This is a genomic window from Bacillus sp. AR4-2, assembly GCF_008274865.1.
Lineage (GTDB): Bacteria > Bacillota > Bacilli > Bacillales > Bacillaceae_G > Bacillus_A > Bacillus_A cereus.
This window is the reverse complement of the sequence record NZ_CP031062.1, coordinates 5147643-5174019: the sequence shown is the minus strand read 5'-3', so window position 1 is coordinate 5174019 and position 26377 is coordinate 5147643. Positions and strand designations below refer to the sequence as shown.

Genomic DNA, 26377 nt, shown 5'->3' with positions numbered 1-26377 from the left:
AAAATGTAGTGTAAAAGAGGATTCGCTTACATTGCAAGTAAAAAGTAATGACTATGTATTCGTCATAGAAATTCCCTATCAGCCGTGTACCCATTCATGATAGAATCATTTTGTTATGAATGGAAATAGAGGTGCAATGGACATATGAATCATATACAAACAAATTTTTCATCTTTCTTCAATAAAATTACGATCGGTGCGATGCTCGCATTTTTCGTTTATAGTTGTTGGGTAGCATTTGAGACAAGTAAGCAATTCTTTGGAGGAAGTACAACAAGTGTAACAATCATATTGGCAATTTTCGTCATACTTATTTTGTTAGTGGCATCAATTTTACAATATCGTTTTACAGATAAACAATTTCTTATTTTTCTTATAAGTATATCTATAGTTGTGAGGCTTAGTATGCTGTTATTTGTAGATGCTCCAATAATTGGTGATATGAAAGTGATGTATGAGTCTGCAAAGCAGATTGCAATTGGTAATAATATAGGGACTGTAACTCATTTGCCTTTTATTATATATGAGTCAGTAATCATTCGTATATTCGGTGATACATTATTCGCTTTACAACTATTTAATGTGTTATTTTGCGCAGGAACCGCATTTTTTATTTATCGTATTGCGGCAATGGTTTTTGGAGAAGAATGCGGTCGTATTGCTTCTATATTTTATGCTCTGTATATTCCAAATATATTGCTGAGTTCCGTATTAACTCCTGAGTCACTTGCAATATTTTTATTTTATTTTGCTTGTTACATACTTTTATATAAAGGGTTAGATCATCCTTATATGTGGGTGTTTTCAGCGGTTTTATTTGCATTTAGTAATATGATTTTCCCGATAGGATTATTTCTTCCTATTTTTATCACTGTATATGTATTATTAATTGAAGTGTCTCAATCAGCAACGAAACAAAAAGTGTTACTAAAGATGGTAGGGATACTTATTCTATTTTATAGTACTCATTTTGGTGTGAATTATGGAATTAAGGCAATGGGATTGTCACAATATACGATTTCGAATGAGACGTATGTTCAATCTGTCTTAATTGGAAAAACGAAACATGAGGAAAAAATATCGAAAAATCAAAGTGTAACAGAGCATATTGATCAAAAGTTAAAAGAGATTGAGGGAGAAAGATTTAAACTTTTAGAACCGATGATAAATCAGTTTTCAGATGAGGGGATAAATTCTATTCTTTTCAAATGTGAAAAACTGATATATATAGCCGTAACATTGTTTATGACTATAGCTCTATTGCACTTCCTTATTAAGAAACAACAAAATGAAGGATATATGTTGTTCTTATTTTTAATTAGTGGCTACGTATTGTTAAGGCTTTTCCAAGTAGATATGGCATATTACAATGTAATTATGCCGGCATTGTTTATTTTGCAGAGCTTTGGTGTTTATATGAGTTATATGTATTGTCAAAAAATATTTTTCAGAAAATAAAAAGAATCCATTCTGGATTCTTTTTTTTGATGGAAGATGAAATTTAGTAGTCAGTGCAAAATGGAAAGGATGCCGGACCTGAATTTTATCCCGTTATTTTCCAGGCAGTAAGCCCCCCACCTCAAAATCAGCGAAAGCAAAGAAGTTAGGTGGGGGCAGACTGCCCGTAAAAGCCCGATTGTTGAGGGCTGATTAAAGTTTCACTTTTAGTTCTAGTTGTAAATTATCGGCTGTTAGAGCCATTTGTGAGGAATCATCTTGAATTCCTTTCATTACTTGTGAAATAGCTTGTAGCTCATGTTCAATTTTCTTATTCTGTTCTTTTGAGTTAGACATATCTTTTACAATTTCTTGGAAGTATCGATCTGTTGCCGACATACTATCGGTTCCTTCTGATACGAGAGAGCTAATTTGTTTCACGGAAGACGAGACACGGATAATTTGTTCATTTGTTTTTTCGACGAGCTTTGTAACGTTAAAGATAGATTCTTTCGTTTGCTCTGATAATTTTCGGATTTCACCAGCAACAACAGAAAACCCCTTCCCAAATTCTCCAGCACGTGCAGACTCGATAGCAGCATTTAGTGCGAGTAAATTTGTTTGCTCCGCGATTGATTTAACGATATCTATGATTTCGTTAATTTTGTTAGAAATATCAAGAAGTTCATGAGTATCTGTAATAATCGTTTCCATATTAATTTGAATAGATCCCATTCGTTTGTTTTGCTGGTTTAATTGTTCTTTCCCTTTATTCGCTTTTTCTTCAGATGTTGTAGCTAATGATGTACCTGTTTTAGCAATCTCTACAATAGTTTCAGACTTAGCGGTTAGTTTTTGAATAGAAGAGCTTGTCTTTTCAGATACAGCAGCTAGTTCTGTTGCAATATGCGTAATTGTCATAGCAGTTAGTTCTTTTTCTTTCTCATGCTCTTTTTGCATTCTTTCATATTCAGATTCATAAGCTGCAAGAACAAGTTCTTGTTCAAGAGTGAATAATTTATTTATGACATTTATAGAATAGGAAAAATCATCGATTGTTGTTATTTTTGTTTGCAAAATCTTCATGATAGAGCGGAATAATTCTTGATAAGCAGCAGTATACCATTTTCGATGTAAACCAATTTGCACATGTCTTTTGGCAATTCTAACACGCTGTTCAATGAAATCTTCATGCATATTGCCGCTGAATAATTCTTTAATATGTGTTTTTAAAGTTTGTTTTAGTTTTGGAATAGAGCTGTAACGTTCAATAATAGTAATTAAATTAGGTTGTTTTGTAATGTTGGCATAGAATTTTTCAGTAATCCAATCAATTTCTGCATAAATAAAAGGCTGTAGTACTTTTACAACTTGTAAATCTTCTTTTGAAATATGTAGCATATCCATTTGAATTTTCAATTCAGAATTAGTAGGTACATTAAAAGTTATTTGTTGGTCCTTACTTAATTCGATTATACTGGCATTTGTTTTATTAATATTTTTTCTGAAAACCCCAAGCATCATTCTTCCCCCTGTATATAAAACGTTTTCAATTTTAAAACTAATATAGAGTAATTATATATGCTTATATATAATTACTCTATATTAGTTCGTTGAATAGTATATAAATTAAGAGAATTCTAGATAGAATTCTCTTAATGGCCTTTATTAATTTTAGCATGTGTTTTAAAGAAAACAGGGAAATGCACATTATATATTACAGTGACGACACGAATAACGAATGTTACTAATAAACAAACATAGAAAGCTAATACGTGCGCCCCCATAGCGTATGTGATTAGGAAGCTAATTGCTCCTAAGATAGAAGCGATTGCGTAAATCTCTTTTCGGAATACGTAAGGGATATCTTGAGCACAAATGTCACGCAAAATACCGCCTCCAATACCTGTAATGACTCCCATTGAAACAACTAGAAATGAGGCGTCAACATGATGTGACATTGCCGCATTTGCACCAATAGCTGTAAAAACGCCTAATCCAACAGCATCAGAAAGCATAATAACGACTTGAAGTTTATTGATACGCTCAAAAAACATACAAGTAAATAATGCTGATAATACACTTACGAAAAAGTAAATGGGTTTTACAAATGCGACAGGGGGCAGGTTACCAATCATGATATCACGAATAATACCGCCGCCGAGCGCAGTAGCTACAGCTAAACAAAGGACACCAAATAAATCTAAATCTTTTTTTAAACCAACTAATGTACCAGAAATGGCAGCGGCGATAATGCCAAGAAACGTAAATATATCGATTAATAACATGGCCTTAATCCCTTCCTCTTAAAGATGTTCCAGAGAAAAAATATACACTAAAGTATTGGAAATAACAATTACTTTTCGTTACATGTAGAAAAACGGATAAAATACATAAAGAAAGCGTTTGAAAATGTTTAGGAGAAAAAGAAGAAAGGTTAATTTTTAGTTGTAGGGTAGCCGAGTGGATGTCATTTTGTAATTATTAAATATTATATATTAATAAAGTGAATAACAAATGTTACTATAATGCTGATAATAAGTGAAAGAGTGTTAGATAGTTTTTATAGAGATAGGGAAGGATAGCTAAAGGATAATATTTTCTAGTACTACTTACGATGGATTGGCTAGTTTCGGTATAAAAATAGTTCTCAATTTAAATATGAGTTATGTTATAATTGCTAGGTGTGTTTTAACGATAATAAATTATGATTAAAAGATAATGTTAAGATTTTGTATGGAGGTCTTGGAATGTTAGCAAATCAAGCTAGGGTTAGATTTGAGCATTTTTTGCTCTTTTTTATTATTTTACAGCCTGTTTTAGATTTATTAACGTCTCTTAGCATCACTTTATTAAAGTCAAATGCTACCGTTGGAATTTTAGTAAGATTCCTTATTATGGCTGTTGGTGGTATTTACATTTTAATTCAGGCAAAAGAGAAGGAAAATAGAAAGTTTTTAATTTACCTTATATTATTAGCCGGCGTTTTAGGGATAGGATTTATTAATAACAAACTAGTTAAGGATCCTATTGTACTTGGTGAAGAAGTTAAATTCGTTGCGAAAGCATTATATATATATATTATGCTGGGATCATACATTTTAGCTTTAAAATCATTGAAAACGAAAGTTAATATTAGTGATAAGGTTCGAAATAGTATTGTATATTCTACATTAATCATTAACGCAATTATGGTTATTTCTATTTCAACATCTACTGACTTTGGTAGTTATGAATGGATGAAGGTTGGTTCTCGAGGTTGGTTCTATGCAGGGAATGAACTAGGTTCAATCTTAGCTATTATTTTCCCTATTGTGGTACTATATTCTATTCAAAAAACAAAGAGCTGGAAACATATTTTATATTGGATTCCATCACTTTTAATGATTTACTCATTAATTCAAGTTGGTACAAAAGTAGGAATGGGCTCAATTGGTGCTACGTTGGCAGCAGCAATCGGGATCATTGTACTACAATTATTATTTAATAGAAAAAATCCGAACAAAAAATCTCTTGCACTTAACGCAGTAATTGCTATTGTCCTATTAGCTGGTGTAGTTGGAACGTTTAAACAAACACCATTAGCACAAAATATGGGCATTCATAATAATTATTTATCAGAGCAAAATGTGGCTCAGCAAGGCCAAAAAGAACAAGAAATTAAAGATAAGTTGAAAAAAGAACAAGAACTTAAAGCAAAAGAAGAAAATCATCATAAAGTTGAAAAGCCAGAAGAAAAGGCGAAGATAGAAGAGGAAGTTAAGAAAGAACTTGAGAAAGAGCAAAAGAAAGAAAATCAAGAAAACCTTATTTTCAGTGGACGTCAAGTATATGAAGAAAGACATAAGCAGTTCTTTAAAGAAGCGCCAATGTCACAAAAGTTATTAGGAATGGGTTATGCAGGTAACTTTAAATACAATGAACAAAAGCAGCCAGATCCAAAACTAATTGAAATGGACTTCCATGATTGGTTTTACGATTTCGGTATTATTGGCTTTGTATTACTAATGATTCCATTTATTTATTACGGGCTAAGAATTCTACTAGCATTTGCTACGAGATTTAAGGACATATTTAATATAAAATATGGAATGATTTCAGCAAGCTTATTGTTAGCGTTAGGTATTGCTTATATTGCAGGACATATTTTAACAGCACCAGGAGTTGGAATTTACTTTGTAGTGGTGTTAGCTTATCTAATAGTAGACCTAGAAATTGAATGATAAAAATAAAAGCTAACTTTTGTTAGCTTTTATTTTTTAGTACAGTAAAATAAAAATAGATGGAAACGTAGCGAGGATTTAAAGGAGGAAAAAATATGAGAATATTGCATATGAATGCAGGAGCAGAAGATGGGGGAGGGAAAACACATATTATTTCACTTCTCGATCAGTTTCCAACTGGTGAAGTAGAATTAGCAGTATTTGAAGATGGAATTGTTGCGAAGGAAGCAAGGGAGTTAGGGATAAAAGTCCATGTGTTTTCACAAAAATCGCGCTATGATTTATCCATTTTAAAGAATATAAGTGAATTTATTAATAAAGAAAAATTTGATGTAGTTCATACACATGGTCCTAGGGCTAATTTCTATGTTTCTTTAATGAAAAAGAGAATAAAGGCAAAATGGGTAACGACTATTCATAGTGATCCATTTCAAGACTTTACTAAACAGGGCTTAAAAGGTTGGATTTTTACGAAATTAAATTTGAAAGCCTTAAAAAATATAGACTTATTTTTCGTTGTAACAAATAGATTGAAAAAAAGCTTGGCAGCATTAGGCATTTCAAATGACAAGATGCATGTTATTTATAATGGAATTGAATACGATCAGGAAAAAGCAGAAGGCTATAATAAAAAAGAAATGTTCAATATTGATGAAGATGTATTTACGGCAATCCAAGTAGCACGATTACATCCCGTCAAAGGACATGAAGTTTTATTCGATGCGTTACAACAAACAAAATTAGAGAAAATTAAAGTATTATTAGTTGGCGATGGCCCATTAGAAGAAAATCTAAAGTCATTAGCTACTGAAAAAGGGATTAACGATAAAGTAGAGTTTTTAGGACATCGTCAAGATGTAAAACAATTATTTGCGTCGTCACATGTAAATTTATTAACTTCCCATAGTGAAGGGTTCCCACTAGTTTTATTAGAAGCGGCAAATCAACGCGTACCATCAATTGTGACTAGGGCTGGAGAAATTGAACCATTAATCGTAGATGAAACTTACGGGTGGATTGTGCCAACAGGTGATGGAAAGGCATTAGCATTAGCTTTAGAAGAAGCGTATGATAAGTGGAAAACTGGAGAGTTAGCAGCAATGGGTAAACATATTTATGAGCATGCTACTATGAACTTCTCACTTCAAAAACTATATGAAGATACAAAGGAAACATATAAGCAATTAATAGCAAAAAACTTGTAATGATAGAGAGGATAGTTAACTATGGCAGTACAAACAGTTGATATTCTAGGCGTTCCTTTTTCTACAATGACAATGGATGAAACGGTCCAATATTTAAAAGAACAACTAGAAGCGGAGCGAACTCATACGTTTCAGGTAGTAACAGCAAACCCTGAAATTGTTATGTGCGCAAAAAAGGATGAAAAGTTCTATCAAACATTATTGAATACAGATTTAATTACACCTGATGGTATTGGGGTTGTAAAGGCAAGCGGGATGCTTGGTACACCTTTAAAAGAACGTGTAGCAGGTTTTGATTTAATGTGTAATTTACTTGCGAAGTTATCAGAAGATAGTAAGCCGGTATCTGTTTTCTTATTAGGTGCAAAGCCGCATGTTGTACAAGCTGCAGCAGATCATTTAACAAAGACATATTCAGCTGTATCCATCGCCGGTATACAAGATGGTTATTTTAAACAAGAAGACGAAGAGAATATTATTTCTCGCATTCAAGAAGCAAAACCAGATTTATTACTTGTTGCACTTGGTTTCCCGAGACAAGAGAACTTTATCCAAAACAATAAGCATCGTTTAGAAACGAAAATGGCTGTTGGAGTGGGTGGAAGTTTAGATGTATGGGCTGGAGAGGTAAAACGTGCACCAAAATGGATTCAAGCGATTCATTTAGAGTGGTTTTATAGATTATGCAGTAATCCAACACGCTGGCGTCGTCAGTTAGTATTAGCGGAATTTTTAAAAGAAGTAATGCGTTCGAAAAAGTAGCGAAATATCGCTGCTTTTTTTATTTGTTCATTTTTAATAAATTGAAACTTTAATCAGTGAGGCATCCTCACTGATTATTAGCTCTCACCAATCGGGATAGACGTTTTACTTTTTGGGAATGATGAAGGAGAATTTTTTACACAAAAGTATTTTACTTATACAATTCACACATGTAAAATGATGTGTAAAGACACCTGTGTGAGGAGGACTTCTAGTGGGCAAGGTAAAAGAAATTTCGAAGCGCAAACTACTTGGTATAGCTGGGCTTGGATGGCTATTTGATGCAATGGATGTTGGAATGCTTTCATTTGTAATGGTAGCCTTGCAAAAGGATTGGGGATTAAGTACGCAAGAAATGGGCTGGATAGGCAGTATTAACTCAATCGGTATGGCAGTAGGAGCGCTTATTTTTGGGATACTATCAGATAAAATAGGGCGGAAATCAGTCTTTATTATTACATTATTGTTATTTTCTATCGGTAGTGGTTTAACTGCATTAACAACAACACTTGCAATGTTTCTCGTTTTACGCTTTTTAATTGGTATGGGGCTTGGCGGAGAGCTTCCAGTTGCCTCTACACTAGTATCAGAGAGTGTTGAAGCGCATGAGCGTGGGAGAATTGTTGTGTTATTAGAAAGTTTTTGGGCAGGTGGATGGCTAATTGCAGCTCTTATCTCGTATTTTGTTATTCCTAAATATGGTTGGGAAGTTGCGATGGTATTGAGTGCAATTCCAGCACTATATGCTTTATATTTAAGATGGAATTTACCGGATTCCCCAAGGTTCCAAAAAGTTGAAAAAAGGCCATCTGTTATTGAAAATATAAAATCAGTTTGGTCTGGGGAATATCGTAAAGCAACAATTATGCTATGGATTCTATGGTTTTGTGTTGTCTTTTCCTATTATGGAATGTTCCTTTGGTTACCGAGTGTAATGGTGCTAAAAGGATTTAGTTTAATAAAAAGTTTCCAATACGTACTTATTATGACGTTAGCTCAACTTCCAGGATATTTCACCGCTGCTTGGTTTATTGAACGTCTCGGTCGTAAATTTGTTTTGGTTACGTATTTAATTGGGACAGCTTGCAGTGCTTATTTGTTTGGGGTTGCGGATTCATTAACAGTATTAATTGTGGCAGGTATGCTACTATCCTTCTTTAACTTAGGTGCTTGGGGAGCATTATACGCCTATACACCTGAGCAGTATCCAACGGTTATTCGTGGTACAGGTGCAGGAATGGCAGCAGCATTTGGTCGTATCGGTGGTATCCTTGGGCCACTATTAGTGGGATATTTAGTTGCCTCAGAAGCTTCACTATCATTAATATTTACGATTTTCTGTGGCTCAATTTTAATTGGTGTGTTCGCTGTAATAATACTTGGACAGGAAACGAAGCAACGAGAATTAGTATAAAGTGAAAATTTAAACGTATCCTGGATCGTTTATCATCCTACACTACTCGGCTCTTTATAGGCAGTTAGTACGGGATAAAGGGGGAGAGGAAACCGAAGTGGTTTCCTTTTTTCTGTTTTTTTAGATAAATAATGGTATAGTAAGAAAAAGGGATTATTTCTTATAAAAGCGAATGTATACAACAGGACATATGGACAAAGAATTAGGTGGTTGAAGAAATGAAAATTTTACTGATTATGGAAGAGGCAGAAGAGAGAAGAGAGTTAGCTGAAAATTTCACTGAAAATATGAGAAATGTAGAATGTTTTGAAGCAAAGACAGGAACTGAATCTTTATTTATGATGAAAAAACATATACCAGACTTTGTTTTTTTAAGTTCCAAATTACTAGATGGTACTGGTTTTGAATATGCAAGTTTATTACGAGAAATAAATTGCTATACAAAATTTATTTTTGTAGGTGAAAACATAGAAGAATCTATTACAGCTTTTCGTTTCCAAGCATTTTATTATTTATTGCGACCATTTCGTGAAGAAGATTTACAATTTCTTTTATATAAAATAGGTAAAGAACAAGGTGAGAAAGCAAAGAGTTATTTGCGAAAACTACCGATAGAAAGTCAAGAGGGCATACGATATATTCTTCCAGAAGATATCGTATATGTAAGTAAAAATAAAGAAAATAAAACTGTTTCAATTTACACAACGAATAATCAGTATATTTCAACATATACACTTCAGGAATTAGAAAATAAGCTAAATGCATATGATTTTTTACGTGTACATAAAAGCTATTTAATTAATATGTCATATGTAAAAGAACTGAAACCTTATTATAATGGCACGTATAATTTGTATTTAGATAGGTATGATGAGCAACCGATTCCAGTCAGTCGTAATTATGTAAAACGCCTTCGAAATAACATTGAATTATAGTAGATAATGAGAGTATTTTAACATGATAAACTGAAAATCCTTCATGATAGGGAGGATTCAAGTTAAATATTCAGAAAATTTAGTACAATCTCCACTAAGAAATAGTATTGGGGGAATTGTATGTGAAGACATTGAAATCGATCTTACTTTGGGGCGTTATTACAGCAGTAGGAGCAGGTGCTTTTGGGGTAATAGCTTTATCACAAGGTGAAACCATTAATGCTGTATGGCTCTTAGTAGCTGCCGTATGTGTATATGCAGTTGCTTATCGCTTTTATAGTAGATTTATAGCGAGAAAGGTTTTTAATTTAGATGATAATCGGCAAACACCAGCCCATACATTAAATGATGGGAAAGACTATGTTCCAACAAATAAGTGGGTATTGTTTGGACATCACTTTGCAGCGATTGCTGGAGCGGGACCTTTAGTAGGACCGATTTTAGCGGCACAAATGGGGTATTTACCAGGGACCATTTGGATTATTGTTGGGGTAGTTGTTGCGGGGGCTGTCCAAGATTTTGTTATTTTATTTGCTTCAATGAGACGTAATGGTAAATCGTTAGGAGAAATGATTAAAGATGAGATTGGACCTGTTACAGGACTAATTGCAATGATAGGTATTTTAGGAATTATGATTATTTTATTAGCAGTATTAGCGTTGGTCGTAGTAAAGGCACTAATAGGAAGTCCTTGGGGAATGTTTACGATAGCAGCAACGATTCCTATCGCTATTTTAATGGGAGTTTATATGCGCTATATTAGGCCTGGTCGTGTTGGAGAAGGATCAGTAATCGGTATTATCCTACTTATTTTATCTCTTGTTGGAGGACAGTATGTAGCAGAAAATCCAACACTTGCGAGTATGTTCACATTTAGTGGTGAAACAATTGCTATTATGCTTATTGTATATGGATTTATTGCATCTGCATTACCAGTTTGGATGCTTTTAGCACCACGTGATTATTTAAGTACATTTTTAAAAGTTGGAACAATTGTAGGGTTAGCAATCGGTATCTTAATTGTAGCACCAGATTTACAAATGCCAGCAGTTTCGAAATTTATTGATGGAACTGGTCCTGTGTTCTCTGGAAACTTATTCCCATTCTTATTTATTACTATTGCTTGCGGTGCAGTGTCTGGATTCCATGCTCTTGTTTCATCAGGTACGACGCCGAAGATGATTGAGCAAGAGGGACACGCACAGCCAATCGGTTATGGAGCAATGTTAATGGAGTCGTTTGTAGCAGCGATGGCGATGATTGCAGCTTGTGTATTAACACCGGGAACGTATTTTGCAATTAATAGTCCCGCAGCACTTATCGGTACAGATGTCTCGCAGGCAGCTCAAGTTATTTCCTCATGGGGATTTGCTATTACACCAAATGAACTAAAAGATCTTGCTGTAAATGTTGGAGAGCAAACGATTTTATCACGTACAGGTGGTGCGCCAACATTAGCGATAGGTATGGCATATATTTTCTCACAAGTAATAGGTGGAACGGCCATGATGGCATTTTGGTATCATTTTGCGATTCTCTTTGAAGCCCTATTTATTTTAACAACGATTGATGCTGGAACGCGTGTCGGCCGATTTATGATTCAAGATATTTTAGGGCATGTATATAAGCCATTTGGGAAAACGGATTCTACATTAGCGAATGTAATCGCTACAACGTTATGTGTATTAGGGTGGGGATATTTCTTATACCAAGGGGTAATAGATCCGCTCGGTGGAATTAATACATTATGGCCACTTTTCGGTATTGCAAATCAAATGCTAGCAGGTATTGCATTATTACTTGGAACGACAATTTTGTTCAAAATGGGAAAAAAGGCGTACGTTTGGGTAACACTTATTCCAACTGTCGGGTTGCTGATTGTAACAATGACGGCGGGGTATCAAAAGCTATTTCATGAAAATCCTAAAATTGGATTTCTATCGCATGCAAAGGTATTTCAGAGAGCATTAGATGAGGGAAAAGTGTTAGCGCCAGCTAAAAATGTCGCTCAAATGAAGCAAATTATTTTCAATGATTATATTGATGCAGCGCTTTGTGGGATTTTTATGATAGTTGTAATCGCTGTGTTAATTTCAGCACTTCGAATTTGGATACAAGTATTAAGAAATAAGCCAATGCCGTTAAAGGAGGCACCATATATTCCGAGAGATGAAAGTGAGTCGAGGAACTATGCTTAAAAAGCTGTGGCAAGTATGGAGGGAAAGAAAACGCTTTATTAGTTTGCTCGTTGGGGTACCAAGTTATGAAGTATATGTGGAGCATATGAAAAAGCATCATCCTGAAGAAGAGGTTTTATGTCAAAAGCAATTTTTTGCTGAGGCACAAGAAGCAAGATTTAACGCAAAGGGTGGAAAAATATCGCGCTGTTGTTAATGAAAAAGGGCGAGTTTTCGCCCTTTTTATTTTTTTGCTGTTTCACGTGGAACAGCAAAAAATAAATAAAAAATTTGGGAATTATAGGGATTTCGTATACAATAAAGTAAGGAAAGGGATAGATAGAAAAGTAAGGAGATCATTTTATGTTAAAGGACTTATTTGTAAATACAACAATTATTCTTTCCTTTATTTTTGTTGGAGGTCAGCTTTTAAGAGATAAGCCGTTAAAAGAAGGATTCTCTTTTGGGCAGAAATGTGTAGTAGGCATTTTTACTGGGATACTAGGTATATTACTAATGTATTTCGGTGTTCGTGTTGGTACCATCCTATTGGATTTACGCTACTTAGCTGTTATTCTAGCTGTTATTATTGGAGGGCCGATAGCGAGTACCATAACAATTATTATGATTTTAGTAACTAGACTGTTGTTTATGGATTATTCATTAGCTTCTCAAGTGGCCTTTTATACAATCATTGCGATAGGAATAGGGAGTATCTTTATTTCGCGTATGAAGCTTTCTTTAGGGGAAAAGTGGGTATGGTTACACGCATATATTTTATCTATTCTAATCCCAGCGTTATATATATGGTTAATTAAAGAGATCCACATAGTGGGATTATATTTAATTTCTAGTATTATTACAGGTTACATAACATTCATAAGTGCAAATTATGTTTTACAATCCAATGAGCTATTTCAAACGATGAAGCAATACGCAACGATAGATGCATTGACAGGTCTAGGAAACGTAAGACAGTTTGATTTAGAGATGAATCGTCATATTAGTAATAAACACTTGAAAAATGATTCACTTTGTTTACTACTTATAGATATTGACCATTTTAAGCATGTAAATGATACGTATGGGCACCCAGCGGGAGACGAAGTGTTAAAACAAGTAGGGCATATTTTGCGAGAAATGTCAGCATTTCCGGATTTGGTTTTTCGAAAGGGTGGAGAGGAGTTTGCGCTTTTGATACCAAGGAAAGGAATAGCTTATGGAATTCATGTTGGGGAACAAACTCGTATAGCTGTTGAAAAACATTCATTTGAATTGTTAGATGGAACAAAAATAAAAATTACAGTTTCGGTAGGGGTTTCAGAGTATGAAGGGGCATCAGAGCAATTTATTCAAGCGGCGGATGATGCGTTATACTACTCGAAACGAAATGGTAGAAATAAGGTCAGCTCTGCATCTTAAAGATAAGATGACCGGAAGACATAAAGCTTATAAAAAACACTCACAGAGGCAATGTATGAACCTTGTGAGTGTTTTTATTTATATATTAGACAAGTTCTTTTGATACAACGAATTTACGATATGCACCATGGTGAGTTGGACCTACGTATTCGTTAATTTTGAATGAGTAACGAATAGCAGCTGTGATGAATTCTTTAGCAGTTTTTACTGCTTCTTTCACAGGTTTTCCTTTTGCAAGTTCTGCTGTAATTGCAGCAGAATATGTGCAACCTGCGCCGTGTGTATTTGTAGTATCAATTTTTTCTGATTCTAAAAGATCGAATGTTTCTCCATCATATAGGACGTCGATTGCAGCCTCCGTACCAAGTTTGCTTCCGCCTTTAATTAGTACGTATTTGGCACCTAAAGCGTGGATTTTCTTCGCTGCTTCTTTCATGTCCTCAAGAGAATTAATTTTCACACCGCTTAATTGGTAAGCTTCAAATAAGTTTGGCGTTACAACTAATGCCTTTGGCACAAGAACGTCACGTAAGCAATCGTTCGTTTCAGGGTGTAATGCTTCATCTGCACCTTTACATACCATAACAGGGTCAACTACTACATTTTTGAAATTGTGCTTTTCGATTGTTTCTGCAACCATTTCAATAATTTCTACTGATCCAAGCATACCTGTTTTTAAAGCGTCTACGCCAACACCTTCAATTGTTGTTTCTAATTGTGGTTTTAATGTAGAAGCTGGGATTGGAAATACGTTATGTGCCCAACCGTTATGTGGATCCATCGTTACGATTGTTGTAAGAGATGTCATTCCGTATACGCCCAGTTCTTGGAATGTTTTTAAATCTGCTTGTATACCAGCACCGCCACTTGTGTCAGAACCAGCGATAGTAAGTGCTTTATTTAATGTCATTATGAAAGCCCCCTCGAGTGATATAATGAAAACTATGTTTTCACCATTATATCAATGTTACGAATAAGTACAAAGTGAAAAGTAGATGATTTATTTTAAGAGCTATTTAAAATCTTGTATGCAGGAGAATGAGTATGTTTCGAGATAATCGTACGAATGAATTAGTTATATTAAAGGAAATTGCAGAAACATTAAATACATCAAATGATACATATCATGTATTGCAAGCTGTCCTCGAGAAATTGCTAAGTGTAACAGGTTTAACGACAGGATGGATTTTTCTTGCGGATGAAAATGGGAAGTATACGAAGTTAATTGATTATCAATTACCAGAGGCACTTACATATAAAAATAAACGCCCGATGTGCGAAGGTGAATGTTGGTGTTTACGAGGTTTTGTAGATGGAAAATTAGAGAGAGCCGTTAATATTATTGAATGTAAAAGAATTAATAATGCAATTGAATATAATTGGGGGGATACGGAGGGCATTCTTCATCATGCTACGGTTCCTTTAAAAGCTGGGGGAGAAAAATTTGGGGTGTTAAATGTTGCAAGTCCGGGTAAAACACATTTTTCAGAAGAAGAATTAGTATTACTCCAATCGGTTGCCTTCCAAATTGGTACGGCTTTAAAGCGAACAAAATTATATGAAAATGAAAAGAGAAGAGCACATTATTATGTGAAATTAGAGCGTTTCATTCAAGATTTAAAAATGATTCATAAGTTTAATGTACTACCTGAAAAGGTGGTAAATCACGTAGGTGAAGTATTTCAATGGAATCAAGTAGCGCTTTTTATTAGGGAGGAAAAAGAATTATCTCTGCGAGCGTCTTACGTTCAGGAAGAGTTACAAGAGGATGTAAAAGAGGCGGCCAAGAAGGCGGCCAAGAAGGCGTTAGAACAAGATGAACCAGTTCTAATAAAACATCAAATAGGACATAATGTACATCTAAATCGAGCTGTTATTGCTACACCAATACATATTCAAAACCATATATTTGGTGTTTTATGTGTTAGTTTGAATAATGGAGAGTTTGATGCTAATACAATAGATGTAATTCAAGCATTATCGAACCATGTTTCGTTAATAATAGAGAATTTGAGGTTAAACGAGCAGCGCCGTGAACTTGTACGAATGGAAGAAAGAAATCGGTTAGCAAGAGATTTACATGATTCTGTTTCGCAAAAATTATTTTCATTAACCTTCATGACAAAAGGCGCCGAGGCAGTTTTAAAAGGTAAAAATGAAAAGGTAGATCAATCTTTGCATGAGATGCGTGAACTTGCGCAAGGAGCTTTGAAAGAAATGAGGACATTAATTTGGCAGCTTCGTCCGGCAGGATTAGAAAAAGGATTATTGCCAGCTCTAAAGCAGTACGGTGAAAATTTGGGACTGAAAATTAGGGAGCAAGTTACGGGTGTTCGTGATTTACCTCGTGTAGTAGAAGAAGCTTTGTGGCGCATAGGCCAAGAAGCACTGAACAATGTAAGTAAGCATGCAGGTGTAAAAGAAGCGACGATTTATTTTACAGTGAATGAGAAAAATGTATCATTAGAAATAGTTGATCAAGGAAAGGGCTTTGTGGAAAAGAATATAAAAGAAAAGAAATCACTAGGTATGACTACGATGCGTGAAAGAGTAGAATTAGTTGGTGGAACAATTAAAATTGTAAGTAGTAATAAACGAACGAGCGTAAAAGTAAATGTACCATTATGATGTGAAAATGAGGGAAGTTTGTGAAAATAAAAGTATTGTTAGTTGATGATCATACAGTCGTTTTAAAAGGATTAGCATTTTTCTTAAGTACACAGGAAGATTTAGAGTTAGTTGGAGAAGCGAATAATGGGAAAGAAGCGTTAGTGAAAGTAGGAGAAACAAATCCAGATGTTATATTAATGGATTTATATATGCCTGAAATGGATGGTGTTGAGGCGACGGCATATATAAAAAAAGAGTATCCAAATGTGAAAGTAATTGTATTAACTAGCTTTTCTGATCAGGCGCATGTGTTACCTGCATTAAGGGCTGGAGCAAGTGGGTATATTTTAAAAGATGTAGAACCAGATCAGCTTGTTGAGGCTATTCGAAGCGCATATAAAGGTAATATTCAATTACATCCGGATATAGCAAATGCTCTTCTCTCTCAAACATTACCTGTAGAAGAAAAGGAAGAAGAACCTTCTATTCAAGTGGATGTGCTAACAGCGAGAGAAAATGAAGTATTGCAGCTATTAGCGAAAGGGATGAGCAATAAGGAAATTGCATCTGTTTTAGTTATTACAGAAAAGACGGTTAAGGCGCATGTAAGTAGCATTTTGAGTAAGTTGAATTTATCTGATCGTACGCAAGCGGCATTATATGCAGTTAAAAATGGAATTGTATAAGACGAAAGTCGTAAGACCAACTTCGCCTTTAGAAGGTGGACTTTTTTTATGGAAAAATACGTCTATGTGAGGAGGAAATTGTCTTTATATAAAGATAAAATATGTTTGTAAGCAACAAAACAACAATTACAAGGGATACCTTTTTTGAAAGCATATAACAACATAAGAGTGAGTACTAGGAGGAATAAATAATGGCAACAGTTTTATTCGTTAAAGCAAATAACCGTCCAGCGGAACAAGCAGTTAGTGTAAAATTATATGAGGCATTTTTAGTAAACTATAAAGAAGCACACCCAAATGATACAGTAGTAGAACTTGATTTATATAAAGAAGAATTACCATACGTAGGCGTAGACATGATCAATGGTACATTCAAGGTAGGTAAAGGATTTGATTTAACAGAAGAAGAAGCAAAAGCAGTAGCAGTTGCTGATAAGTATTTAAATCAATTCCTAGAAGCTGATAAAGTTGTTTTCGGCTTCCCATTATGGAACTTAACGATTCCAGCAGTATTGCACACATATATTGATTATTTAAACCGTGCTGGTAAAACGTTTAAATATACGCCAGAGGGTCCAGTTGGCCTAATTGGAGATAAGAAGATTGCATTATTAAATGCAAGAGGCGGCGTATATTCAGAAGGTCCAGCAGCTGAGGTAGAAATGGCTGTTAAATATGTAGCAAGTATGATGGGCTTCTTCGGCGCAACAAACATGGAAACAGTAGTTATTGAAGGGCATAACCAATTCCCAGATAAAGCAGAAGAAATCATCGCTGCAGGTCTTGAAGAAGCAGCTAAAGTAGCAAGTAAATTTTAATTAAAATTATAATCGTCACTCGAAAAAAGCAGCATTAACATGTAAACGTTAATGCTGCTTTTTTATATTTTTAGTTCATCAGCAAGCTTTTCTAATGTATTTCGATCTTGTATATAATATGTTCGGCCTTCTTTTCTTAAATAATTTTGTTGGCAAAACTGATTTAATACATATAAAAGATGACGGTAGCTGACATTTAAATATTCCGAGGCCTCGGTATGCTTTTCTATATAACAATTATTTTGCTCTGTTAATAAAATAAAAGCAGCTAATCGATTTTCAAAAGGATAACTATAGTTTTTTGCGTAATTTTCAGTGCGAGTAATTGTCTTTTCTCCAATAAATTTACATAAGTGCTGTAAAAACGTTGCATCTTGTAATAAAAGTTGCTGACAATCTTTAAGAGGAAGTGCCAAACATACACAATCTTCTAGTACTTCAACGGACTTAGTAATATTTTCTACTTCTATTAATCCTAATTCTCCGATAAAAGATGGTGCTTGAATAAAATTAATTAATGAAACCTTCCCGTTTTTATGACTCATATATATTTTGGCTCTCCCAGAAATTAAGTAATAGAGATAAGGAAGAGCATTTCCTTCGCTACATATCATCTCTTTCGTTTGAAAAGAATGCAGCTCTACATATGGCAAGACATGAAATGAAAATAGGGTATGGAATTGATGGATTCGCATGTATTGATAAATTTCTTCCTCATTTTTGCTGATTTTCATATTTTCACCCCTATGTATAGTATGAGATATCTCCTATTATCTTTACAAGAAGGAATGATACGATTTATGTAAATTTGTTTTTGTAGAAAAGAGAGTGTGATGAATTTATGAAAAAATATAAAACATTGTTATTTGATGTAGATGATACATTACTAGACTTCCAAAAGGCTGAAAAAGTGGCTTTACGGGTACTTTTTGAAGAGAAGGGAATCCCTTTAACAGACGAGATAGAGACTCGTTATAAAAAAATAAATAAAGGTCTTTGGGATGCTTTTGAAAAAGGTGAACTATCACGCAATGAAGTTGTAAATACACGATTCTCTCTGTTGTTTAAAGAGTATGGAGAAGAAGTAAATGGAATATTATTTGAAAATAATTATCGTAACTACTTAGAAGAAGGAAATCAACTCATGCAAGGTGCGTTTGAATTTATAAATCAAATTCAAGGGGAGTATGAATTGTATATAGTGACAAATGGTGTTTCTAAGACGCAAGATAAACGTTTGCGTAATGCAGGGTTACATTCATTATTTAAAGATGTCTTTGTTTCGGAAGATACAGGTTTTCAAAAACCGATGAAAGAGTATTTTGATTATGTTTTTGAACGGATTCCTAACTTTGCACCTGAAGAAGGGCTGATTATTGGGGATTCATTAAGCGCTGATATTAAAGGTGGATATGTAGCGGGAATTGATACTTGTTGGTTTAATCCAGAAAGGAAATTAAATGATAGTGGGATTATACCGACATATGAAGTGCATAATTTTGAGGAGTTAGAAGCTTTATTAAAGCAGCATGTGTAATAAAAATAGGCAGTGGAGCTTTCGTCCCCACTGCCTATTTTTATTAATTTTTATTTTCGTTATGTTTTGGGAGTGGAAAGGCATTCCCGATAGCAGCTGCACCAAGCATGGGCAATAGTAAATTAAGCGGGAAAAACATAAGTAATAGTAATGTTATAGCTATTGGCTTTCGTAACGCATAGCTTGAAATTGCTGTCGTTACGATGGCAACAGATGCTACTGGATCTATAGGAAGAATAGATGCTACAGCGTATCCGATACTTGAACCAGAAAATATAATTGGGAAGATATGTCCACCTCGCCACCCTGTGTTCAAACAAACGGCAGTAATGCACAACTTTAAAATCCCTGAAAGAAGTAGTATCCAAAAAGATAAATGGCTCCATTCAACAACTAATTCTTTTAATTGATGTTCCCCTGAAAATAATGTGTACGGAAGAAAAGTTCCCCCAATTCCTAATAAAATACCACCGATAATTCCGAGTGTCAGCTTGTATTCTCTAAAAGGGTGAATTAACTTTTCTAATGTGAATTCTAACTTGAAATAAAAGAAACCAACTATAGCGCCGATACTAGCAAGTGGAAGAAATGCAATCCATTCATTGAAAGAAAGTGCACCTTCCCCGAAATCAACAATAAAGGATCCACGATTATCAAGTTTACTCAGTAGTAAATAAACAGAAAAACCTGCAAAAGTAGTAGCTAAGTATACAATCGCTTTTTTTCCTTTAGAAAAAGCAGCAATTTGTTCCCCCTCATTTTCATTTGGTGCTAAATAACCGAATAATGGTGCGTTAAAAATGACACTTAAAGTAGCGCCAATTCCGATCTCGGTTAGCTCATTCATACCCTTTAAGGCAAATTTAAAGCGATCCCCTACCCATGTGCACAGTCCGCCTATAATTCCAACTAGTGCGGCTTCTGGACCAAGACTAGCACCGAAAATTAAAACAATAATCGCTGTTAAAGTAGCCCGATGGACAAAGCGATATTCGATTCGACCAGTTTTTTTATATTCAACCATTACTTCAGGCATAAGGCGTGGGTATGTACCGAAATGTTTTTGTGATAGACCAACAAGGACCCCGCCAATTATTGTTACGCAAAGGGTGTAATAAGAGGGAAAAGAGAGAACTTCAGGCAAGTATCCCCAAATAAAGTGGATTCCAATATTTATTGTGACTAAAAATAACCAGACTGTAGCTCCTACTATAGATCCTAGAAGAATGCCATATAGAGCAAGTATGTAATGCATATCTTTTTTATTTGTCATGTTATACCTCCGTTATGTAAATCTTAGTAGGGAAAAAAGTGAAATATACTAGTGAAAAATGGATTGAATATATATAGTATCTTTTTGAGAAGATGGCCTATTCAACATATAGGCTAACTTTTGGGGAATTTGAATTTATAGGTTAAATTACTTATTTAATTTTATAGACTGATTTGAGGTTTTTAAAGGTCTTTTTTGAAATAGACTAGAATATATTTCTTTTGTTGCTTTATATGAAACTGTTAACATTTATTTTAGAACATTCAGAAAAACCGTTTGACATTAGGAAATTATTGCTATAAAATCAACGGTAATTGCATAGTCTTATCAAGAAAAGGTGGAGGGACAGGCCCGATGAAACCTTGGCAACAGCCGTATAACGGAATTGTGCCAAATCCTGCAGGTAGTAATCCTGAGAGATAAGAAAGAGCCTTTAGAGCGTGTTTTCAAACTGCTCCTTTCTTGTTTTCAGGAAAGGGGCAGTTTTTTATTTTGTATAAAAGAAAGGAGAATGAGAGATGGGAGAATCATGGGGAAAAGGAACAATTTGTGTGCAAGGTGGCTATACGCCAAAGAATGGTGAACCACGTGTTTTACCACTTTATCAAAGCACAACGTATAAATACGATACTTCGGATGATTTAGCAGCTCTATTTAACTTAGAGGCAGAAGGATATATTTATACACGTATTGGAAACCCTACTCTAGCAGCATTTGAGCAGAAGTTATCAGATTTAGAAGGCGGTGTAGGAGCTGTTGCAACGGCTTCTGGGCAAGCAGCTATTATGCTCGCAGTTTTAAATATTTGTAGTAGTGGAGACCATTTACTTTGCTCTTCAACTGTTTACGGGGGAACGTTTAATTTATTTGGGGTGAGTTTACGTAAGCTTGGCATTGATGTTACGTTCTTTAATCCAAATTTAACGGCAGATGAAATCACGGCGCTTGCTAATGACAAGACGAAACTTATCTATGCAGAATCGTTAGGAAATCCAGCGATGAATGTTTTAAATTTTAAAGAATTTTCAGCTGCCGCTAAAGAATTAGAGGTACCTTTTATCGTTGATAATACATTAGCAACTCCTTATTTATGCCAGGCGTTTGAACATGGGGCAAATATTATTGTTCATTCTACGACGAAGTATATCGATGGGCATGCGAGCTCCTTAGGCGGTATTGTAATTGACGGTGGAAACTTTGATTGGACAAATGGAAAGTATCCTGAACTTGTTGAACCAGATCCAAGTTATCACGGTGTAAGTTACGTTCAAAACTTTGGTGCAGCAGCGTATATTGTGAAAGCACGTGTTCAGCTATTAAGAGATTATGGAAATTGTATGAGCCCATTCAATGCATATATTAGCAATATTGGCTTAGAAACATTGCATTTACGAATGGAACGTCATAGTGAAAATGCTCTTGCAGTTGCTAAGTGGCTTGCTAATCATGAACGTATTGAATGGGTGAATTATCCAGGCTTAGATAGTAATGAAAATTACTCATTAGCACAACAGTACTTGAAAAAAGGTGCTAGTGGTGTTTTAACTTTCGGTATTAAAGGCGGATTAGAAGCAGCAAAAGAATTTATCGCAAATGTAAAACTAGCAACTCTTGTAACGCACGTAGCTGATGCACGAACTTGCGTTATACATCCTGCTAGTACGACGCATAGACAATTAAATGCTGAAGATCAGCGTTTAGCGGGTGTTACATCTGATTTAATTCGTTTATCGGTTGGTATAGAAGATGTTTCTGATATTATTGCAGATTTGGAAGCAGCTCTAGTTGGAGGCAAAACACATGCCGATCATAATTGATAAAGATTTACCGGCTCGCAAAGTGTTGCAAAAAGAAAATATTTTTGTAATGACGAAGGAGCGGGCAGAAACACAAGATATACGTGCTTTAAAAATTGCTATATTAAATTTAATGCCAACGAAACAAGATACAGAGGCGCAATTACTTCGCTTAATTGGAAACACACCGTTACAATTAGATGTTCATTTGCTTCATATGGAATCACATCTATCGCGTAATGTAACGCAAGAACATTTAACAAGCTTTTATAAAACGTTTCGTGATATTGAAAATGAAAAGTTTGATGGGCTCATTATTACAGGAGCGCCAGTGGAGACCCTTGCTTTTGAAGAGGTAGATTATTGGGAAGAGCTTAAACATATTATGGAGTATTCAAAAACGAATGTAACATCTACGCTCCATATTTGCTGGGGGGCACAGGCTGGCTTGTACTATCATTATGGTGTTCCAAAGTATCCCCTTAAGGAAAAAGTGTTCGGTGTATTTGAACATGAAGTTTGCGAGCAACATGTGAAATTATTACAAGGATTTGATGAATTGTTTTTTGCTCCGCATTCTCGTCATACAGAAGTACGAGAGAATGATATTAGAGGAGTGAAAGAATTAACATTGTTAGCAAACTCTGAAGAAGCAGGTGTTCACCTTGTTATTGGGTCAGAAGGAAGGCAAGTGTTTGCCCTTGGACATAGCGAATATAGTTGTGAGACGTTAAAACAAGAATACGAACGAGATCGTGACAAGGGATTAAATATTGATGTGCCAAAAAACTATTTTAAACATAATAATCCAGATGAAAAGCCGCTTGTTAGGTGGAGGAGTCATGGTAATTTATTGTTTTCTAATTGGTTGAATTATTACGTGTATCAAGAAACCCCTTATATATTGTAAAGAAAGATTGTGTAACACGTGGCAACGTTTTCCTTGTAAAGATTAACCTTTATTTTTCCGAATGTTCAAAATACATTGTTTTTCAGATTTTTTACTCATATAATTTCATCTAAACACAATTTTTGAGGGGTGGACAGTACTATGAAAGAAATTCAAGTTGGGTTATTAGGTCTTGGGACAGTTGGCAGTGGTGTGGTTCGTATTATTACGGATCATCAAGAACGACTCATACACCAAGTAGGTTGTCCAGTGAAGGTAACGAAAGTATTAGTGCAAAACATTGAGAAAGAGAGAGAGGTAGAGGTACCTTCTACTCTATTAACACAAGATGCAAATGAAATTTTAGATAATCCAAATATTGATGTTGTTATTGAAGTGATGGGTGGCATTGATGATGCAAAATCATATATTTTACAAGCTTTAAAAAGCGGAAAGCATGTTGTAACTGCAAATAAAGACTTAATGGCATTACATGGAGCTGAATTATTAGCGACAGCAAAAGATAATAAGGCTGATTTATTCTATGAGGCGAGTGTGGCAGGGGGAATTCCAATTTTACGCAGTATCGTAGAAGGACTTTCTTCAGATCTTATTACGAAAGTAATGGGAATTGTAAATGGAACAACAAATTTTATTTTGACGAAAATGTCAGACGAAGGGAGAGCATATAACGACGTGTTAAAAGAAGCCCAACAACTTGGATTTGCAGAAGCAGATCCAACATCAGATGTAGAAGGTTTAGATGCAGCAAGAAAAATGACGATTTTAGCTACCCTCGGTTTCTCTACAAATGTAGAGCTTGGAGATGTGAAAGTAAAAGGTATTACCTCTATTACAGAGGAAGATATTGAATACAGTAAGAGCTTAGGTTATACAATTAAATTAATCGGTCTTGCAAAACGAGATGGTGAAAAATTGGAGGTTACAGTTGAACCAACTTTACTTCCAAATACACATCCTCTTGCAGCAGTACAAAATGAATATAACGCTGTGTATGTGTACGGTGAAGCAGTTGGGGAAACGATGTTTTATGGACCAGGCGCAGGAAGTTTACCGACAGCTACAGCTGTTGTTTCGGATTTAGTTGCTGTAATGCAAAATATTAGATTAGGGGTAACAGGAAATAGTGCTGTAGTCCCACAATATCAAAAAGTATTAAAAGAGCCAGACGAAATTGTCGTGAAAAAGTTTTTAAGACTGCATGTAAAAGACGAAATTGGTGTATTTGCAAAAATTACTTCATTGTTCTCTGAGCGCGGAGTTAGCTTTGAGAAAATTATTCAAATGCCGCTTGAAGAGAAAGGAAAGGCTGAAATTGTAATTGTAACGCATCGTGCGTCTCTTGCTGATTATGATTATATTCTACATACGTTGCAAGGGTATGAAGAAATAGATTGTTTGAAAGCGAACTATCGAATTGAAGGGGATGCTAAGTAGTATCTCTTACCATAAAACAGAAAGAGCCTATTAAGCAGCTTGCTTAATAGGCTCTTTTCTATTTAAAATCTGCGTACCAACTTGAATAAATGCTTGGATAATCCAGCCTGTTGTAAAGGATAAGATGATTGTTCCAAAATAGATAGGTCCATCTAATAAAAAGCTTAACGTTAAAAATAAAAAGGCTAATGAAATCTCTGTTCTTCTAAACGTCCATTTTTTCTTCTCGGCAACCGTTAAAACGAAAGCTTCTTGAGGCGCTGCACAAAGGTTTGTAGAGACGTAAAGACCAATTCCAGCTCCAACGAATAGATTTCCGCAAATAAGTGTTATATATTTTGGAAGAGAGCGGATAGCGTCCATAATAGTTGTAATGGAACCAATCCAATCAACAAAAAGAGAAATAAGAACCATCGTTATAATTGTACCGATTGTAATTTGTTTTTTATTCCAAAAGAGTACGATAAGTGTAAAGGCAAAGTTAATCATGAAAATCCAAAAACCAATACTTATCCCAAAATTTTGATATAGTGCAATAAAGAAGGAATCATAAGGGCTAAGTCCAAAGGAAGTAATTGTCGTCATCATATTAATACCGATGGCAAGAATGAGTAAACCGCCAATGAAAAATATATATTCTAATTTGAATCGAAGCATAGTTGTATATCCTTTCTAAATGTATTTGCTAGGAAAGGATATATTGTGGAAAGCTTACCAGGTCAAGGGAGAATTTTTGTGAGAAGGGGAAAATGAGATGACAAATATAAGAAAGATTGCTGAACTTGCTCGAGTATCTGTTTCAACTGTTTCACGTGTACTAAATAATCATCCGTACGTAAATGAACAGAAACGAAAAGAAATTTTAGCGATTATAGAAGAATTAAATTACACGCAAAACGTGAATGCAATTCATTTAGTGAAAGGAAAAACGAATGTAATTGGCGTTTTATTGCCACACGTAAATGATCAATATTATAGCGCTATTATCGAGGGAATATCAAAAGAAACAGCAAAGAATAATTATAATATGATGCTTTGCCAGACGAATTATAGCGAAGAAAGAGAACTAGAAATTTTAAATATGTTAAAAATGAAAAAGCTTGATGGGGTTATTATTTGTTCTCGGACAAATAGTAAGGAGAAGCTTGAAGAATATACGAAATTCGGCCCGATTGTTATGTGTGAAGAAATAGATTCAAAATGCATTTCAAGTGTCCATATCGATTACTACAAAGTATTTTCACGTGGGATGAAAAGCTTAATAGATGCCGGTCATACACGTATTGGATATTGTATTGGAAGAAGTAATAGTGTTAATAGCCAAAGACGAAAGAAGGCGTATGAAGATTCGCTTCAACAGAGTATCGTAACACCGTTAGAGACCTGGAAATTTGAAGGTTGTTTTACAGTGGAAGATGGACGCAATGTAATTAGAGAATGGGCTCATATGTCAGTAAAACCGACAGCGTTCCTTGTATCTTGTAACCATATTGCAGCGGGGATGGTTACAGAAGCAAAAAAACAAGGAATTCGTATTCCGGAGGATATTACGATTATCGGGTGTGATGATCAAGAGGTGGCAGATATATTGGGTATAACGACGATTTCGCATTCTAGTAAAAACGTTGGAGTAAAAGCGTTTGAATTATTATATGAAAAGATTAATGAAGAGAAATTAGATGTGAAGCATATAGAGTTATTACCAGAGTTAATAGATAGAGAAACGACATAATTG

23 protein-coding genes, 1 pseudogene and 1 riboswitch are annotated in these 26377 nt (G+C 34.8%); of the genes and pseudogenes, 17 read left to right on the top strand and 7 right to left on the bottom strand.

The genetic code is table 11. The features are described 5' to 3' along the window. Positions 1–144 precede the first annotated feature (144 nt). Positions 145–1458 (top strand): ArnT family glycosyltransferase, encoded by a 1314-nt coding sequence (locus DN399_RS26760; RefSeq protein ID WP_149150101.1) that lies wholly within the window; start codon positions 145–147, stop codon positions 1456–1458. A 192-nt stretch (positions 1459–1650) separates the two neighbouring features. Here the strand turns inward: DN399_RS26760 and DN399_RS28800 are convergent, their stop codons facing one another. From DN399_RS28800 to DN399_RS26750, 3 genes and pseudogenes are all read right to left on the bottom strand, one after another. Beyond that, positions 1651–2358, bottom strand: coding sequence for a methyl-accepting chemotaxis protein (locus tag DN399_RS28800; protein WP_481747803.1), 708 nt, complete (start codon positions 2356–2358; stop codon positions 1651–1653). 54 nt (positions 2359–2412) lie between these two features. Continuing rightward, positions 2413–2958 (bottom strand): annotated as a pseudogene (locus tag DN399_RS28795) (protoglobin family protein); the annotation flags it as partial. Between the two features lie 134 nt (positions 2959–3092). Further along, a complete protein-coding gene (locus DN399_RS26750) occupies positions 3093–3725 on the bottom strand; it encodes a trimeric intracellular cation channel family protein (RefSeq protein ID WP_000924377.1) in 633 nt (210 codons plus the stop codon). 462 nt (positions 3726–4187) lie between these two features. Here DN399_RS26750 and DN399_RS26745 point away from each other — a divergent pair, with 462 nt between their 5' ends. The 8 genes from DN399_RS26745 to DN399_RS26705 all read left to right on the top strand — a co-directional run bounded on the left by DN399_RS26745 (position 4188) and on the right by DN399_RS26705 (position 13575). Further along, positions 4188–5660, top strand: coding sequence for an O-antigen ligase family protein (locus DN399_RS26745; RefSeq protein WP_053563281.1), 1473 nt, complete (start codon positions 4188–4190; stop codon positions 5658–5660). A 95-nt stretch (positions 5661–5755) separates the two neighbouring features. Then, positions 5756–6865, top strand: a complete 1110-nt coding sequence (locus tag DN399_RS26740) for a glycosyltransferase family 4 protein (RefSeq protein WP_053563282.1) — start codon at positions 5756–5758, stop codon at positions 6863–6865. 21 nt (positions 6866–6886) lie between these two features. Further along, complete coding sequence (locus tag DN399_RS26735; RefSeq protein ID WP_000290748.1) at positions 6887–7627, top strand: WecB/TagA/CpsF family glycosyltransferase; 741 nt, start codon at positions 6887–6889, stop codon at positions 7625–7627. Positions 7628–7841: 214 nt separating this feature from the next. Beyond that, entirely contained in the window at positions 7842–9041 is a 1200-nt protein-coding gene (locus DN399_RS26725; RefSeq protein WP_000521080.1) for an MFS transporter, read from the top strand. A 218-nt stretch (positions 9042–9259) separates the two neighbouring features. Then, positions 9260–9976 (top strand): LytR/AlgR family response regulator transcription factor, encoded by a 717-nt coding sequence (locus tag DN399_RS26720; RefSeq protein ID WP_000698256.1) that lies wholly within the window; start codon positions 9260–9262, stop codon positions 9974–9976. A 122-nt stretch (positions 9977–10098) separates the two neighbouring features. Continuing rightward, a complete protein-coding gene (gene cstA / locus DN399_RS26715) occupies positions 10099–12174 on the top strand; it encodes a carbon starvation protein CstA (RefSeq protein ID WP_000854314.1) in 2076 nt (691 codons plus the stop codon). Further along, positions 12167–12370: a YbdD/YjiX family protein gene (locus DN399_RS26710; RefSeq protein WP_000914505.1), complete on the top strand. Its 204-nt coding sequence runs from the start codon at positions 12167–12169 to the stop codon at positions 12368–12370. Before cstA ends, DN399_RS26710 begins: the two co-directional genes overlap by 8 nt. A 146-nt stretch (positions 12371–12516) precedes the next feature. Continuing rightward, positions 12517–13575 (top strand): GGDEF domain-containing protein, encoded by a 1059-nt coding sequence (locus DN399_RS26705; protein WP_000910190.1) that lies wholly within the window; start codon positions 12517–12519, stop codon positions 13573–13575. A gap of 85 nt (positions 13576–13660) precedes the next feature. Here DN399_RS26705 and pdxK read toward each other — a convergent pair whose 3' ends face one another. Continuing rightward, positions 13661–14485, bottom strand: a complete 825-nt coding sequence (pdxK, locus tag DN399_RS26700; protein ID WP_149150099.1) for a pyridoxine/pyridoxal/pyridoxamine kinase — start codon at positions 14483–14485, stop codon at positions 13661–13663. A 134-nt stretch (positions 14486–14619) separates the two neighbouring features. On the opposite strand from pdxK, the gene DN399_RS26695 reads away from it, so the two are divergent. From DN399_RS26695 to DN399_RS26685, 3 genes are all read left to right on the top strand, one after another. Then, positions 14620–16203 carry a GAF domain-containing sensor histidine kinase gene (locus DN399_RS26695; RefSeq protein ID WP_149150098.1) on the top strand — a complete coding sequence of 528 codons (1584 nt, stop codon included), beginning with the start codon at positions 14620–14622 and terminating at the stop codon, positions 16201–16203. A 20-nt stretch (positions 16204–16223) separates the two neighbouring features. Further along, positions 16224–16871 carry a response regulator gene (locus DN399_RS26690; protein WP_000695799.1) on the top strand — a complete coding sequence of 216 codons (648 nt, stop codon included), beginning with the start codon at positions 16224–16226 and terminating at the stop codon, positions 16869–16871. 191 nt (positions 16872–17062) lie between these two features. Further along, positions 17063–17689 carry an FMN-dependent NADH-azoreductase gene (locus tag DN399_RS26685; RefSeq protein WP_000246744.1) on the top strand — a complete coding sequence of 209 codons (627 nt, stop codon included), beginning with the start codon at positions 17063–17065 and terminating at the stop codon, positions 17687–17689. Positions 17690–17751: 62 nt separating this feature from the next. On the opposite strand, the gene DN399_RS26680 is transcribed toward DN399_RS26685, so the two are convergent. Beyond that, positions 17752–18423 carry a transcriptional regulator YeiL gene (locus DN399_RS26680; protein ID WP_149150097.1) on the bottom strand — a complete coding sequence of 224 codons (672 nt, stop codon included), beginning with the start codon at positions 18421–18423 and terminating at the stop codon, positions 17752–17754. 107 nt (positions 18424–18530) lie between these two features. Between DN399_RS26680 and DN399_RS26675 the strand changes: the two genes are divergently transcribed. Next, complete coding sequence (locus DN399_RS26675; RefSeq protein WP_069604551.1) at positions 18531–19226, top strand: YjjG family noncanonical pyrimidine nucleotidase; 696 nt, start codon at positions 18531–18533, stop codon at positions 19224–19226. Between the two features lie 43 nt (positions 19227–19269). Here DN399_RS26675 and DN399_RS26670 read toward each other — a convergent pair whose 3' ends face one another. Further along, complete coding sequence (locus DN399_RS26670; protein ID WP_149150096.1) at positions 19270–20499, bottom strand: chloride channel protein; 1230 nt, start codon at positions 20497–20499, stop codon at positions 19270–19272. Between the two features lie 321 nt (positions 20500–20820). Beyond that, positions 20821–20925, top strand: a riboswitch (SAM riboswitch). A gap of 92 nt (positions 20926–21017) precedes the next feature. On the opposite strand from DN399_RS26670, the gene DN399_RS26665 reads away from it, so the two are divergent. The 3 genes from DN399_RS26665 to DN399_RS26655 all read left to right on the top strand — a co-directional run bounded on the left by DN399_RS26665 (position 21018) and on the right by DN399_RS26655 (position 24642). After that, a complete protein-coding gene (locus tag DN399_RS26665) occupies positions 21018–22316 on the top strand; it encodes a bifunctional O-acetylhomoserine aminocarboxypropyltransferase/cysteine synthase (RefSeq protein ID WP_000504780.1) in 1299 nt (432 codons plus the stop codon). After that, positions 22300–23205, top strand: coding sequence for a homoserine O-acetyltransferase MetA (gene metA, locus DN399_RS26660; RefSeq protein WP_006921973.1), 906 nt, complete (start codon positions 22300–22302; stop codon positions 23203–23205). Before DN399_RS26665 ends, metA begins: the two co-directional genes overlap by 17 nt. Positions 23206–23346: 141 nt before the next feature. Further along, positions 23347–24642, top strand: a complete 1296-nt coding sequence (locus DN399_RS26655; protein WP_000659109.1) for a homoserine dehydrogenase — start codon at positions 23347–23349, stop codon at positions 24640–24642. 30 nt (positions 24643–24672) lie between these two features. Here the strand turns inward: DN399_RS26655 and DN399_RS26650 are convergent, their stop codons facing one another. Then, positions 24673–25299, bottom strand: coding sequence for a YczE/YyaS/YitT family protein (locus DN399_RS26650; RefSeq protein WP_149150095.1), 627 nt, complete (start codon positions 25297–25299; stop codon positions 24673–24675). Positions 25300–25396: 97 nt separating this feature from the next. Between DN399_RS26650 and DN399_RS26645 the strand changes: the two genes are divergently transcribed. Continuing rightward, positions 25397–26374 carry a LacI family DNA-binding transcriptional regulator gene (locus tag DN399_RS26645; protein WP_149150094.1) on the top strand — a complete coding sequence of 326 codons (978 nt, stop codon included), beginning with the start codon at positions 25397–25399 and terminating at the stop codon, positions 26372–26374. Positions 26375–26377: the final 3 nt, after the last annotated feature.

Excerpts from the sequence above, each read along its gene's own strand:
- DN399_RS28800 (WP_481747803.1), bottom strand. The coding sequence starts at position 2,358 with ATGACAATTACGCATATTGCAACAGAACTAGCTGCTGTATCTGAAAAG.
- DN399_RS26675 (WP_069604551.1), top strand. The coding sequence starts at position 18,531 with ATGAAAAAATATAAAACATTGTTATTTGATGTAGATGATACATTACTA.
- DN399_RS26650 (WP_149150095.1), bottom strand. The coding sequence starts at position 25,299 with ATGCTTCGATTCAAATTAGAATATATATTTTTCATTGGCGGTTTACTC.
- DN399_RS26720 (WP_000698256.1), top strand. The coding sequence starts at position 9,260 with ATGAAAATTTTACTGATTATGGAAGAGGCAGAAGAGAGAAGAGAGTTA.
- DN399_RS26695 (WP_149150098.1), top strand. The coding sequence starts at position 14,620 with ATGTTTCGAGATAATCGTACGAATGAATTAGTTATATTAAAGGAAATT.
- metA (WP_006921973.1), top strand. The coding sequence starts at position 22,300 with ATGCCGATCATAATTGATAAAGATTTACCGGCTCGCAAAGTGTTGCAA.
- DN399_RS26740 (WP_053563282.1), top strand. The coding sequence starts at position 5,756 with ATGAGAATATTGCATATGAATGCAGGAGCAGAAGATGGGGGAGGGAAA.
- DN399_RS26655 (WP_000659109.1), top strand. The coding sequence starts at position 23,347 with ATGAAAGAAATTCAAGTTGGGTTATTAGGTCTTGGGACAGTTGGCAGT.
- DN399_RS26705 (WP_000910190.1), top strand. The coding sequence starts at position 12,517 with ATGTTAAAGGACTTATTTGTAAATACAACAATTATTCTTTCCTTTATT.
- DN399_RS26670 (WP_149150096.1), bottom strand. The coding sequence starts at position 20,499 with ATGACAAATAAAAAAGATATGCATTACATACTTGCTCTATATGGCATT.
- DN399_RS26710 (WP_000914505.1), top strand. The coding sequence starts at position 12,167 with ATGCTTAAAAAGCTGTGGCAAGTATGGAGGGAAAGAAAACGCTTTATT.
- DN399_RS26680 (WP_149150097.1), bottom strand. The coding sequence starts at position 18,423 with ATGAAAATCAGCAAAAATGAGGAAGAAATTTATCAATACATGCGAATC.
- pdxK (WP_149150099.1), bottom strand. The coding sequence starts at position 14,485 with ATGACATTAAATAAAGCACTTACTATCGCTGGTTCTGACACAAGTGGC.
- DN399_RS26735 (WP_000290748.1), top strand. The coding sequence starts at position 6,887 with ATGGCAGTACAAACAGTTGATATTCTAGGCGTTCCTTTTTCTACAATG.
- DN399_RS26750 (WP_000924377.1), bottom strand. The coding sequence starts at position 3,725 with ATGTTATTAATCGATATATTTACGTTTCTTGGCATTATCGCCGCTGCC.
- DN399_RS26685 (WP_000246744.1), top strand. The coding sequence starts at position 17,063 with ATGGCAACAGTTTTATTCGTTAAAGCAAATAACCGTCCAGCGGAACAA.
- DN399_RS26745 (WP_053563281.1), top strand. The coding sequence starts at position 4,188 with ATGTTAGCAAATCAAGCTAGGGTTAGATTTGAGCATTTTTTGCTCTTT.
- DN399_RS26665 (WP_000504780.1), top strand. The coding sequence starts at position 21,018 with ATGGGAGAATCATGGGGAAAAGGAACAATTTGTGTGCAAGGTGGCTAT.
- DN399_RS26760 (WP_149150101.1), top strand. The coding sequence starts at position 145 with ATGAATCATATACAAACAAATTTTTCATCTTTCTTCAATAAAATTACG.
- DN399_RS26645 (WP_149150094.1), top strand. The coding sequence starts at position 25,397 with ATGACAAATATAAGAAAGATTGCTGAACTTGCTCGAGTATCTGTTTCA.